We start from the raw sequence: 12,469 nt of genomic DNA on the forward strand, positions 1-12,469 counted from the left end.
CCAACTCATCCTGGCTGGTGATGGCCAGACGGCGGGTCAGGTCGCCCTCGCCCGCCGCAATGTCGTCGAGGTTGTTTTTCATCAGGTTCAGCGGACGCAGGATGGTGTTGGCCAACAGCATCCCCGCCGCGGCAATCAGCAACAGCACCACCACCGCCACGCCGACAATGCTCAGCACCACGCCTTGCATGCGTTCCTGGACTTTGACTTGGACCACGGCCACTTGCGCCTCGATGCCGTCGAGGTTGACCGAGGTACCGACCGCCATGTCCCACTTCGGCAGGTATTCGGTGTAGCCGAGCTTGGGCACCAGCCCCTGATTGTTGCCCGGCAGCGGCGAGCTGTATTGCAGGTAATGCGTACCGTCCTTGGCGACTTTCACCAGGTCACGGTTGACGTAGACGCCGTTGGGATCGCGGTTGTCCTTGAAGCTCTTGCCCACGCCTTCCGGGTCGTTGGCCTTGAACAGGCGCACAGTCTCGGAGTCGTAGCCAAAGAAGTAGCCGTCTTTTCCGTACTTGATGTTCGACAGCAGCTTGATCGCCTGGGCCCGCGCCGCGTCATCGCCTTGGGCGGCAGCGTCGTACAGTGGCTTGATCGTGGTCATCGCCACGGCAACATAGCTTTGCAGGGTGGCCTTGGCATCGCTGAGCAGGCGCTCGCGGGTTTCCTCGACTTCCTGCCGGGCCTGGCCCTGCAGGATGAACAACGTGGTCAGGCTGATGACCAGCGCAAAGAGCAGCACCGGCAGGACGGCAAGGGACAGGACTTTGGCCTTCAGGCTCATGCGCATGACGTTCACTCTTGATTTTATTGGCGTGGGTAAAGGCTTTAACGGCACGCCAGCACAAAAGTTGAGGTCAAGGTCACACTGCCCCTTGTGGGAGCGAGCCTGCTCGCGAATGCGGTCTATCTGTCACATTGATGCTGGATGTGCCGACGCCTTCGCGAGCAGGCTCGCTCCCACAGGGGTGATCGGGGGTTCAGGACCATCGCGGCCAACCAGCCAAACGCCAGCAACGGCAGGTTGTAGTGCAGGAAGGTCGGGACCACGGTGTCCCAGATGTGGTGATGCTGGCCGTCGATGTTCAGGCCGGAGGTCGGGCCAAGGGTCGAATCCGAGGCCGGCGAACCGGCGTCACCCAGGGCGCCGGCGGTGCCGACGATGCACACGATGGCGATCGGACTGAAGCCCAGCTGCACGCACAACGGCACGAAAATCACCGCCAGGATCGGCACCGTGGAAAATGACGAGCCGATGCCCATGGTCACCAGCAGACCGACCAGCAGCATCAGCAAGGCACCCACGGCTTTGCTGTGGCCGATCCACGCAGCGGAGGTTTCGACCAGCGTCTGCACTTGCCCGGTGGCCTTGATCACTTCGCCGAACCCGGAGGCGGCAATCATGATGAAGCCGATCATCGCCATCATCTTCATGCCTTCGGTGAACAGGTCGTCGGTGTCACGCCACTTGACGATGCCTGACACCGAGAAGATCAGGAAGCCGGCCAGCGCGCCGATAATCATCGAGTCCAGCAGCAACTGAATGATGAACGCCGCCGCAATGGCCAGGCCCGCCACCATCAGGCTCAACGGGTTGTATTGCACCGCCACCTGTTCCACTTGCTCGATTTTTTCCAGGTCGTAGACACGCTTCTTGCGGTAGCTGATAAAGGCCACCCCGAGCCCGACCAGCATGCCCAGCGCCGGGATACCCATGGCGTGGGTGACGTTGATGCCGCTGATATCCACGCCGCTGCGGGCGACGTTGGCCAGCAGGATTTCATTGAGGAAGATATTGCCGAAACCTACTGGCAGGAACATGTACGGGGTGATCAGGCCGAAGGTGATGACACAGGCGATCAACCGGCGGTCCAGCTGCAGCTTGGTCAGCACGTATAAAAGCGGCGGCACCAGCAACGGAATGAAAGCGATATGGATCGGCAAGATGTTCTGCGAGGCAATGGCCACCACCCAGAGCAGGCCGATCAGCAACCATTTGACCTGGCGGCCACCGGTGGCATGCTGGCGATCGACCATCGCCAGTGCCCTGTCGGCCAGGGCATGGGCCAGGCCGGATTTGGCAATGGCCACGGCGAAAGCGCCGAGCAACGCGTAGGACAAGGCTACCGTCGCCCCTCCACCGAGGCCGCTGTTGAACGCCTTGAGCGTCGCGTCGATGCCAAGGCCACCGGTCAGGCCACCCACCAGCGCACCGACGATCAGCGCGATGACCACATGCACGCGGGACAAACTGAGTATCAGCATGATGCCGACCGCGGCAATCACTGCATTCATTTCACTACCTCGAGACAAACGGAAAGACTCCGTCCGGCAGTCTGCGAGAGCCGCCAGCGGATCAGGGAATGGTTTTATTAGAGGGCGCGCACTGTGCCGCAGAGTCGGGCCGGTGTCAAAGCACCTCGGTCCTGCGGATATGTAACTGCATGTGTTGACCTGCAATGACCTGTGGCGAGGGAGCTTGCTCCCGTTCGGCTGCGAAGCAGCCGCAAATCCGGGCTGCTCGGTTTGTCTGGATAATTGCAGGGGGGCGCTTCGCACCCCAGCGGGAGCAAGCTCCCTCGCCACAAATGCCCTTCATCCAGAATCTGGCCAACGGCATAAAGAAAGCCATATCCAGGCCGTTACAGTGCAAAGTCGCAGATATTTATCGAATTAAGGACGTCTCCATGTCGCTCAGACAACTTTCCATTCAATGGAAAATCACCTTGCTGGCCGGGCTGTGCCTGGCGGGCATCGTGACCCTGCTGGTGGGTCTTTCGCTGTATCGCATGGAGCACAGCTCCGAGCTGGTGAAAGCCTCGAGCATGGAGATGTTGACCGAAGCCGCCCAGGCGCGGATCGAATCCCAGGGTGAAAACCAGGCGCTGGGGATTCGCCAGCAGTTCATGGACGCCTATCAATATGGCCATGGCTTTTCGCGGCAGGTGCTGTTCCTGCGCGACCAGGCCGAGAAGCGCTTCCTCGATGCCTTCGACCTGCGCGAAGACCTGACCCGCCAGGTCAAGTCGGCACTGCAAGCCAACCCGGAACTGCTCGGCCTGTCCCTGGTGTTCGAACCCAACGGGCTGGACGGCAAGGATGAGCTGTTCGCCGGCCAGAGCGACATCGGCAGCAATGAAAAGGGACGCTTTGCCTTGTACTGGTCGCAACCGACGCCGGGCCAGCTGACCTCCATGCCGCTGCCGGAAAAAGACATGGCCGACACCAGCACCGGTCCCAGCGGCGAACCGGCCAATGCCTGGTTCACCTGCCCGCGCACCACCCTCAAGCCCTGCGTGATCGAACCCTACTTCTATGTGATCGATGGCCAGAACGTGCTGATGACCAGCATCGTTTTCCCGCTGATGGTCAACGGCAAGGTCATCGCCTCGCTGTCGGTGGACATCAACCTCAACAGCCTGCAAGCGATCAGCCAGAGCGCGAGCAAGAAGCTCTATGACGGCCAGACCAGCGTCAGCATTGTCAGCCCCGCCGGTTTGCTCGCCGGCTACAGCCCGGACGCCGGCAAACTCAGCCAGCGCCTGGAAGCCGTGGACCCGCGCACCGGTGCCGAGCTGATGCGCATGCTCGCCACCAGCAGCAAGATTGCCAGCCTGCACAGCGATCAGCAGCTCAAGGTGCTGGCGCCGTTCCAGCCGATTCCGGACGGCAAGGCTTGGGGCGTGTTGCTCGATGTGCCGGAGAAGGTGCTGGTCGGCCCGGCCGAAGCGCTGAAAAAACAACTGGATGAAAGCAACACCGCCGGCACCCTGACCGAGCTCGGCCTGGGTGTGCTGGCCGCGTTGATCGGCCTGCTGCTGGTGTGGCTGATGGCGCGCAGCGTGACCAGGCCGATCCTCGGTGTGGCGCACATGCTCGAAGACATCGCCAGCGGCGAAGGTGACCTGACCCGCCGCCTGGCCTACGACAAACAGGATGAACTGGGCCAGTTGGCCGGCTGGTTCAACCGATTCCTCGACAAGCTGCAACCGATCATCGCCGAGGTCAAACGCTCGGTGCAGGACGCCCGCAGCACCGCAGACCAGTCCTCCGCCATCGCCACCCAGACCAGTGCCGGCATGGAGCAGCAATATCGCCAGGTGGATCAGGTCGCGACCGCCTCTCACGAAATGAGTGCCACCGCCCAGGACGTCGCCCGCAGCGCCGCCCAGGCGGCCCAGGCCGCGCGGGACGCGGATCAGGCGACCCGCCAGGGGTTGACCGTGATCGACCGCACCACCGCCAGCATCGACAACCTCGCCGCCGACATGAGTGCGGCAATGGTCCAGGTCGAAGGCCTGGCCGCCAACAGCGAGAAGATCGGTTCGGTTCTGGAAGTGATCCGCGCCATCGCCGAACAGACCAACCTGCTGGCGCTGAACGCGGCGATCGAAGCAGCCCGTGCCGGTGAGGCCGGGCGCGGTTTTGCCGTGGTGGCCGATGAAGTGCGCAATCTGGCACGGCGTACTCAGGAATCGGTGGAAGAAACCCGCCTGGTGATCGAACAACTGCAAAGCGGCACCCAGGATGTGGTGGGTTCGATGGGCAACAGCCATCGCCAGGCCCAAGGCAGCGTCGAGCAGGTCGGCCAGGCCGTGACGGCGCTGCGGCAGATCGGCGATGCAGTGACCGTCATCAGCGACATGAACCTGCAGATCGCCAGCGCCGCCGAAGAGCAAAGCGCAGTGGCCGAGGAGATCAACAACAACGTGGCGACCATTCGCGACGTGACCGAGTCGCTGTCGGGGCAGGCCAATGAATCGGCGCGGGTGAGTCAGTCGCTCAATAGCCTGGCCAATCAACAACAGAGCCTGATGGATCAGTTCCGCGTGTAACCCTGCCTGCAAAAAACCTGTGGGAGCGAGCCTGCTCGCGAAGGCGGTGGATCAGACACATTTCTGTTGAATGTATCGCCGCTTTCGCGAGCAGGCTCGCTCCCACAAGGCCTTGTGTCTGTTCATCCACATGATGGCGAGTGGATATCTGTGCAAAGCCGATTATGCTTCATGAAACCTTGCAGCGATGCGAGGCCGTCTGTTCGTGTCCACGCTTCGCGCAATCCGTAATCCGATGACATCAGCCCCAGGGCCAGGGTGCGGCAACAACACTGAAGGTACTCCGGCCTTACACAAGAACAACGGAGAAAAAAATCATGGCGGCAATCGACAATACAACCACGGGCAGCGCGCCCAACCGGGGGATCACCAGGGAGGAGCGCAAGGTCATATTCGCCTCGTCCCTGGGCACCGTGTTCGAATGGTACGACTTCTATCTGTACGGCTCACTCGCCGCGATCATCGCCAAGCACTTCTTCGCCGGCGTCAACGAGACCACTTCCTTCATCTTCGCCCTGCTCGCGTTTGCCGCGGGCTTCGCGGTCCGCCCCTTCGGGGCCATCGTGTTTGGCCGGTTAGGCGATATGATCGGGCGCAAACACACCTTCCTCATCACTATTGTGATCATGGGTGTTTCCACGGCGGTGGTGGGCTTCCTGCCCGGCTATGCGACCATCGGTGTGGCGGCGCCGATCATCCTGATCACCCTGCGGCTGTTGCAAGGCCTGGCGCTGGGGGGTGAGTACGGCGGTGCGGCGACCTACGTGGCCGAGCATGCACCGAAAGGCAAGCGCGGTTATTTCACTTCGTGGATTCAGACCACGGCGACCCTCGGCCTGTTTCTTTCGCTGCTGGTGATCCTCGCCTGCCGCACCGCGCTGGGCAATGAAGCCTTCGAAGCCTGGGGCTGGCGGATTCCGTTCCTGCTGTCGATTCTGCTGCTGGTCATTTCGGTGTACATCCGCCTGCAACTGAGCGAGTCACCGGTGTTCCTGAAAATGAAGGCCGAAGGCAAGGCTTCCAAGGCGCCACTGACCGAATCCTTCGCCCGCTGGGATAACCTCAAGATCGTGATCATGGCCCTGCTCGGCGGCACCGCCGGCCAGGCCGTGGTCTGGTACACCGGGCAGTTCTATGCACTGTTCTTCCTGTTGCAGACGCTGAAGATCGACGCGCAGACCGCCAACTTGCTGATTGCCGGTTCGCTGCTGATCGGCACGCCGTTCTTCGTCATCTTCGGCAGCCTGTCCGACCGCATCGGCCGCAAGGGCATCATCATGGCCGGTTGCATTCTGGCGGCGTTGACCTACTTCCCGATCTTCACCGCACTGACCCAATACGGTAACCCTGACGTGTTCGCCGCACAGGAGAAGAACCCGGTCACGGTGATCGCCGATCCCGACCAGTGTTCGTTCCAGTTCGACCCGGTGGGCAAGGCCAAATTCACCAGTTCCTGCGACCTGGCCAAGACCATCCTGGCCAAGCGGGCCATCCCCTATGAGAACGTGAAGGCCGAACCGGGCACCGTGGCCCAGGTCCGTGTCGGCGAGAAAGTGATCACGAGTTTCGAGGGCACCGGCATGCCGGCCGCCGACTTCAAGGCGCAGAATGACGCGTTCACCGCCACCCTCGCCACCACTCTCAAGGAGGCTGGCTACCCCGAGAAGGCCGACCCGGCCAAGACCAACTATCCGATGGTGCTGCTGCTCCTGACGATCCTGGTGATCTATGTGACCATGGTCTATGGCCCGATCGCCGCCTGGCTGGTGGAACTGTTCCCGGCGCGCATCCGCTACACCTCGATGTCACTGCCCTACCACATCGGTAACGGCTGGTTCGGCGGGTTCCTGCCGACGGTGGCGTTCGCCATGGTCGCGGCCACGGGGGATATCTACTACGGGCTGTGGTACCCGATTGTCATCGCGGTGATGACGGCGGTCCTGGGGATCTTCTTCATGCCGGAAACCAAGGATCGGGAGATTCATCACACATAGGGCTCAGGGACAAACAAAACCCCTGTGGGAGCGAGCCTGCTCGCGAAAGCGGTGTGCCAGTCAATGAAGAGGGTGTCTGACACACTGCATTCGCGAGCAGGCTCGCTCCCACAGTTTTTTCCCCGGTGGATTCAAATGCGTTTCGGCAACTCGATCAGCACCTTCAACCCGCCCCACTCACTTTCCTGCAAGCGCAACACCCCGCCCCAGGTATCGACGATGTCACGCACAATGCCCAGGCCCAGGCCATGGCCATCAGTCTGCTCATCCAGCCGGGTGCCACGACTGAACACCTGAGTACGGCGGTCTTCGGGAATGCCCGGTCCGTCGTCCTCCACACACAGCTCAAACCCGTCTACCGTCTCCACCACACTCAATCGCACCTCGGCATCCGCCCATTTGCAGGCGTTGTCCAGCAGGTTGCCGAGCAACTCCAACAGGTCTTCGCGATCCCACGATAATTGCAGGCCGGCCGGGGACCGATAACTCAGGTTCAGGTGTTCGCCGTGGATCATGTTCAATGTCGCCAGCAACCCCGGCAATTCGGCGTCGCAGTCAAACAGCGCACCGGGCAGCGCGTCGCCGGATAACCGGGCGCGGTTGAGTTCGCGGTTGAGCCGCTGCTGAACCTGCTCCAGTTGAGTCTTGAGGATCTTGCGCAGTTGCGGGTGGGCGTCGAGTTGCTCACTTGACGCCAGGCTCAACAGGACCGCCAGCGGGGTTTTCAAGGCGTGTCCGAGATTGCCCAGGGCATTGCGCGAGCGCTTGAGGCTGTCTTCGGTGTGGGCCAGCAGATGGTTGATCTGTGCCACCAAAGGTTCCAGTTCCACCGGTACCTGGTCATCGAGTTGCGAGCGCTGGCCCTGCTGCAATTGCGCGATTTGTTCCCGTGCCTTTTCCAGAGGGCGCAGGGCGCGACGCACGGTAATCCGTTGCAACAACAGAATCAGCAGCAAACCCGCCAGCCCCAGTCCGAAACCGAGCTGCTGCATGCGCCGGAAGCTCTCGCGTACCGGGGTGTAATCCTGCGCGACGCTGATGGAGATCGACTGGCCCAGGCGACGATAGTCCGAGCGCAATACCAGCAACTGCTGTCCCTCCGGCCCCAATTGCAGGTTGCTGTGCAGACCGGGATGGTCGAGGCGTGGCAGTTCCTGGTCCCACAACGAACGGGAGCGCCAATGGCTGTCGGCAAAGTCGATGCGGAAATAATGCCCGGAAAACGGCCGCTGATAGGCCGGCGACAGGTTTCGCTCATCCAGTTGCAGGCCCTGCGGGCCGCGGACCAGCGCCACCAGCAGGTTCTCGCTGTCGTTGCGCAGCCCGGCCTCGAGATAGCGTTGCAGACCCATTTCGAACAGCCACAGGCTGGTTTGCGCCAATACCAGGCCGACCACCACCATCACGCTGATCAGGCCCAGGCTCAAGCGACGCTGGATCGACCTCACTGCGCTTGCCCGCCGAACAGGTAACCCTGGCCGCGACGGGTTTCGATCACGCTGCGCCCCAGTTTGCGTCGCAGGTGATTGACGTGGACTTCCAGCACATTGGAGTCACGCTCGGTTTCACCGTCGTAGAGGTGTTCGGCAAGGTGGCTTTTGGAAAGAATCTGATCCGGGTGCAGCATGAAGTAACGCAGCAAACGGAATTCGGCGGCGGTGAGCTGAACATCCGCACCGTCGCGGATCACACACTGACGACCTTCATCCAGTTGCAACCCGGCGGCCTTGAGCGTCGGTTGATTGACCTGACCGTGGGAGCGGCGCAGCAGAGCCTGGACCCGCAGGTGCAATTCTTCCGGATGAAAAGGTTTGGTCAGGTAATCGTCGGCACCGGCCTTGAGCCCCTCGATGCGTTCAGCCCAGGAACCGCGGGCGGTAAGGATCAGCACCGGCGTGGCCAACCCGCCCGCGCGCCACTGCGCCAACACGTCAAGCCCCGGCAACCCCGGCAGGCCGAGGTCGAGGATGATCAAGTCATATGGCTCGCTGCTGCCCTGGTACACCGCGTCGCGACCGTCGGCCAGCCAGTCCACGGCGTACCCTTGGCGATTGAGGCCGGCCATCAGTTCGTCGGCCAGGAGCACATGGTCTTCCACCAGGAGCAAACGCATCGGTCAATCTTCCTTGTCTTTCAATAAACGGCCGGTGGCGGCATCGAGGTCGAGCTCGCGGACCACGCCTTCAACGGTCAGCAACTCGACTTCATAAATGTAGACGTCGTGCTTCTCTTCAAGCTCGGCTTCCAGCAGTTTGGCGCCCGGATAGCGGTCCAGTGCTTGCTGCAGCAACTGTTCGAGCGGCAGGATCACCCCTCGCTGGCGCAGGCGCAGGGCTTCGTCCTGATCCAGGTCGCGGGCCATGGCCACCGAGCAAAATGCCAGGAGCACCAGCGCCAGTCGCCTGGCGGTGCGCCAATGTGTAAAAGAAAGCAGCGTCATTACGAATCCTGATGATCCTTGAGAACCTGCCCACTGACAGCGTCTAATTCCAGATCCCACTCGACGCCCTGCGGGTCGCGCAGTTCAATCTGGTAGATGTACTTGCCGTACTCTTCTTCCAGCTCGGTTTCGGTGATGGTGGAACCCGGGTGCTTGGCCAGTGCGGTGGCATTGAGCTTTTCAAAAGACACAATGGTACCAGCGTCGCGCAGCCTCAAGGCTTCATCCGGCCCCAGATCGCGGGCATGGGCGATGCTGGCGGTCAGGCCGATGATGGACGCGGTGAACAGGGCAGTCAGGGTTTTCATGGGTGTCTCCGTATTCTTTATGTATTGCCTACAGGGGGGCACCTTAGCGATATGAACTTAATTGAAACTGAATTGCCATCATTGGCCGCACCGCCAATCCTGTGCGAGCGAGCCTGCTCGCGAATACGGTGTGTCAGCCGCCATCAATGTTGAATGACACACCGCTTTCGCGCGCAGGCTCGCTCCCACATAATTCCAAGCTCGCCAGATACTGAGACTGTAATGACCGCCATCCACATCAAGTTCCCCTCCCTGACAATCAAGGCCGGTCCGCGTGCCTTCGCGCGCATTCGTGAAAACGGCCTCGACGCCGCCGATGTCGGTACGCTGCCGGGCGCTGCGGGTGGCCCCAAGGCGCTGGGGATTCAGGGACTGGACCTGGCGTTGTTCGGCCAATGGCTGCCGTCGGCGCCACGGGAGCGCTCGCTGATCGGGGCATCGGTCGGCTCCTGGCGCTTCGCCAGCGCCTGCCTGCCGGACGCCGCCGAAGGCATCCGCCGTCTCGGCCACCTTTACACCGAGCAAAACTTCGCCAAGGGCGTGACCATGGCGCAGATCAGCCAGAGCTCCCGGCGCATGCTCGATGACTTGCTCGACGGCCGCGACGCCACGCTCCTCGACAACGCCTATTACCGCCTGAACATCATGGTGGTCAAAAGCCACGGCCTGCTCGCCGACGATCATCGCGGCCGCCTGGGCCTGGGCCTGTCCTCGGTGATCGCCGACAACCTGTGCGGTCGCGCGCGGCTGTCGCGGCACTTCGAGCGGCTGATCATCCACGACCCGCGCCTGGCACCACCGGTCGGCGCGCTGAACGATTTCCCGTCGCGGTTCGTCGAACTCAACGCCGGTAATCTGCGCCAGGCCCTGCTCGCCTCGGGGTCGATCCCGATGGTGATGGAAGGCGTGCGCGACCTGCCGGGAGCCGGTGCCGGTACGTTCCGCGATGGTGGCCTGCTGGACTATCACCTCGACCTGCCCTACAGCGGCAACGACATCGTGCTCTACCCGCACTTCACCGACCGGGTAATTCCCGGCTGGTTCGACAAGACCCTGCCATGGCGCCGCGCCTGCCCGACACGCCTGCAAGACGTACTGCTGCTGGCACCGTCGAAGCAATACCTGGCGCGCCTGCCCTACGGCAAACTGCCGGACCGCAATGACTTCAAGCGCTTCATGGGCGACGCTCCGGGCCGGCAGAAATACTGGCGCGCGACCATGGATGAAAGCCGCCGGTTGGGCGATGAATTTCTGGAGCTGGTCGCCAACGGTCGCCTTGGCGAGCGCGTGCTGACCCTTTAGTCAGGACAAGCTGTTAAACTCGGCGCCTGTTCAAATTGCCCCAGCGTCGCCGCCGCGATCGCCACTTCAACAGAGCTGAAACCACTGTGGAAATTTTCAAAGAGTTCACCTTCGAATCCGCCCACCGCTTGCCCCACGTCCCGGACGGCCACAAGTGCGGCCGCCTGCACGGCCACTCGTTCAAAGTGGCGATTCACCTGAGCGGTGACCTCGATCCGCATACCGGCTGGATCCGCGACTTCTCGGAGATCAAGGCGATCTTCAAGCCGCTGTATGAGCGACTGGACCACAACTACCTGAACGACATTCCTGGCCTGGAAAACCCGACCAGTGAAGTATTGGCCAAATTCATCTGGTCCGAACTCAAGCCCTTGCTGCCTGAACTCAGCGCGATACGCATTCACGAGACGTGCACCAGCGGCTGCATCTATCGCGGGGAATAAACAGGGCACCCCAGCTTCTCTGTGGGAGCGAGCCTGCTCGCGAAAGCGCTAGATCAGGCACTTCAATGTTGAATTTGCCACCGCCTTCGCGAGCAGGCTCGCTCCCACAATGACCGCGTTTCGTCAGTTGATTAACTAAACAGCCTTCATCGGCTGTTTTTTTATGCCTATGCTTTTTGCCTCTCATCCGCCAAGAGGACACGCCCATGGCTGACTGGCCGCTGGCTCAGACCTATCGCTACAACGGTCACTCCGTTCGTTACGCTGTGCGGGGCGACGGCCCGCCGTTGGTGTTCGTGCACGGCACCCCTTTCTCTTCCTATGTCTGGCACCGCATCGCACCGCATTTCATCACCACCCACCGGGTGCATTACTTCGATCTGCTGGGCTATGGGCAGTCCGAGAAAGTCGACGGTGATGTCTCGCTCGGCGTGCAGAATCAACTGCTGGCGCAGCTGCTGGAACACTGGGGGCTGGATTGCCCGGACGTAGTGGCCCACGATTTCGGCGGTGCCACTGTGCTGCGTGCGCACCTGCTCAACGGCAAGAATTACCGCAGCCTGACGCTGATCGACCCGGTAGCGCTGACGCCCTGGGGCTCGCCATTCGTGCAGCATGTGCGCCAGCATGAGGCCGCGTTCAGCGGGCTGCCCGATTACATCCAGCGGGCGATTGTGCCCACCTATATACGCACAGCGATCAAGCGGGACATCCCGGACGAAGAACTCGAACCCTACGTGCAACCCTGGCTGGGCGATCCGGGGCAAGCGGCGTTCTACCGGCAGATCGCGCAGATGGACGAGCGCTACACCCGCGAGGCCGAGGGCTTGTACCCGACAATTCGCTGCCCGGTGCAGATTCTCTGGGGCGAAGACGACCAGTGGATCCCCATCGAACGCGGGCGCGCCTTGCAGGGCATGATCCCCGGGGCGCAGTTCCACGCCATTGCCAACGCCGGGCATCTGGTTCAGGAAGATGCGCCCGAGGCCATCGTCGCTGCGCTAATGCGGTTTCTCTCCCTCTCATCCTGACGAAACCGAATCCCTGTGGGAGCGAGCCTGCTCGCGAAGACGGCGGCACATTCAGCCTCTATGTCGACGGGCACAACGCCTTCGCGAGAAGGCTCGCTCCCACAATGGATTGT

8 protein-coding genes and 4 pseudogenes are annotated in these 12,469 nt (G+C 61.8%); 6 read left to right on the plus strand and 6 right to left on the minus strand.

Features of this window, described 5'->3' with window-relative positions; all coding sequences use genetic code 11:
* Positions 1-16: 16 nt before the first annotated feature.
* Together ACW9HW_RS12570 and ACW9HW_RS12575 are read right to left on the minus strand one after the other, a co-directional pair.
* Positions 17-793, minus strand: a pseudogene (locus ACW9HW_RS12570) (cache domain-containing protein); the annotation flags it as partial.
* A 191-nt stretch (positions 794-984) separates the two neighbouring features.
* Positions 985-2,298, minus strand: a pseudogene (locus tag ACW9HW_RS12575) (Na+/H+ antiporter family protein); the annotation flags it as partial.
* 611 nt (positions 2,299-2,909) lie between these two features.
* On the opposite strand from ACW9HW_RS12575, the pseudogene ACW9HW_RS12580 reads away from it, so the two are divergent.
* From ACW9HW_RS12580 to ACW9HW_RS12590, 3 genes and pseudogenes are all read left to right on the plus strand, one after another.
* Positions 2,910-3,980 (plus strand): annotated as a pseudogene (locus ACW9HW_RS12580) (PDC sensor domain-containing protein); the annotation flags it as partial.
* Between the two features lie 345 nt (positions 3,981-4,325).
* Positions 4,326-4,838: pseudogene (locus tag ACW9HW_RS12585) on the plus strand (methyl-accepting chemotaxis protein); the annotation flags it as partial.
* 317 nt (positions 4,839-5,155) lie between these two features.
* The gene (locus ACW9HW_RS12590; RefSeq protein ID WP_095192840.1) at positions 5,156-6,832 is read left to right on the plus strand and encodes an MFS transporter; all 1,677 of its coding nucleotides are present in this window, start codon (positions 5,156-5,158) and stop codon (positions 6,830-6,832) included.
* A 131-nt stretch (positions 6,833-6,963) separates the two neighbouring features.
* On the opposite strand, the gene ACW9HW_RS12595 is transcribed toward ACW9HW_RS12590, so the two are convergent.
* The 4 genes from ACW9HW_RS12595 to ACW9HW_RS12610 are packed head-to-tail and all read right to left on the minus strand — an operon-like array spanning position 6,964 to position 9,580.
* Positions 6,964-8,280: a sensor histidine kinase gene (locus ACW9HW_RS12595; RefSeq protein WP_457400085.1), complete on the minus strand. Its 1,317-nt coding sequence runs from the start codon at positions 8,278-8,280 to the stop codon at positions 6,964-6,966.
* On the minus strand, positions 8,277-8,945 hold the full coding sequence (locus tag ACW9HW_RS12600) for a response regulator transcription factor (RefSeq protein ID WP_095192842.1): 669 nt from the start codon (positions 8,943-8,945) through the stop codon (positions 8,277-8,279). The genes ACW9HW_RS12595 and ACW9HW_RS12600 overlap by 4 nt, the downstream gene beginning before the upstream one ends.
* 3 nt (positions 8,946-8,948) lie before the next feature.
* Positions 8,949-9,272 carry a PepSY domain-containing protein gene (locus ACW9HW_RS12605; RefSeq protein WP_095192843.1) on the minus strand — a complete coding sequence of 108 codons (324 nt, stop codon included), beginning with the start codon at positions 9,270-9,272 and terminating at the stop codon, positions 8,949-8,951.
* A complete protein-coding gene (locus ACW9HW_RS12610) occupies positions 9,272-9,580 on the minus strand; it encodes a PepSY domain-containing protein (RefSeq protein ID WP_095192844.1) in 309 nt (102 codons plus the stop codon). The genes ACW9HW_RS12605 and ACW9HW_RS12610 overlap by 1 nt, the downstream gene beginning before the upstream one ends.
* A 222-nt stretch (positions 9,581-9,802) precedes the next feature.
* Here ACW9HW_RS12610 and ACW9HW_RS12615 point away from each other — a divergent pair, with 222 nt between their 5' ends.
* The 3 genes from ACW9HW_RS12615 (at position 9,803) to ACW9HW_RS12625 (ending at position 12,356) form a co-directional block, all read left to right on the plus strand.
* Positions 9,803-10,882 (plus strand): hypothetical protein, encoded by a 1,080-nt coding sequence (locus ACW9HW_RS12615; protein ID WP_095192845.1) that lies wholly within the window; start codon positions 9,803-9,805, stop codon positions 10,880-10,882.
* 86 nt (positions 10,883-10,968) lie between these two features.
* Entirely contained in the window at positions 10,969-11,325 is a 357-nt protein-coding gene (queD, locus tag ACW9HW_RS12620; RefSeq protein ID WP_095192892.1) for a 6-carboxytetrahydropterin synthase QueD, read from the plus strand.
* Between the two features lie 206 nt (positions 11,326-11,531).
* The gene (locus ACW9HW_RS12625) at positions 11,532-12,356 is read left to right on the plus strand and encodes an alpha/beta fold hydrolase (protein WP_095192846.1); all 825 of its coding nucleotides are present in this window, start codon (positions 11,532-11,534) and stop codon (positions 12,354-12,356) included.
* The last annotated feature ends 113 nt before the right edge of the window (positions 12,357-12,469 follow it).

It is taken from the genome of Pseudomonas sp. SDO5532_S415, from assembly GCF_054071155.1.

Excerpts from the sequence above, each read along its gene's own strand:
- ACW9HW_RS12615 (WP_095192845.1), top strand. The coding sequence starts at position 9,803 with ATGACCGCCATCCACATCAAGTTCCCCTCCCTGACAATCAAGGCCGGT.
- ACW9HW_RS12625 (WP_095192846.1), top strand. The coding sequence starts at position 11,532 with ATGGCTGACTGGCCGCTGGCTCAGACCTATCGCTACAACGGTCACTCC.
- ACW9HW_RS12610 (WP_095192844.1), bottom strand. The coding sequence starts at position 9,580 with ATGAAAACCCTGACTGCCCTGTTCACCGCGTCCATCATCGGCCTGACC.
- ACW9HW_RS12600 (WP_095192842.1), bottom strand. The coding sequence starts at position 8,945 with ATGCGTTTGCTCCTGGTGGAAGACCATGTGCTCCTGGCCGACGAACTG.
- ACW9HW_RS12590 (WP_095192840.1), top strand. The coding sequence starts at position 5,156 with ATGGCGGCAATCGACAATACAACCACGGGCAGCGCGCCCAACCGGGGG.
- ACW9HW_RS12605 (WP_095192843.1), bottom strand. The coding sequence starts at position 9,272 with ATGACGCTGCTTTCTTTTACACATTGGCGCACCGCCAGGCGACTGGCG.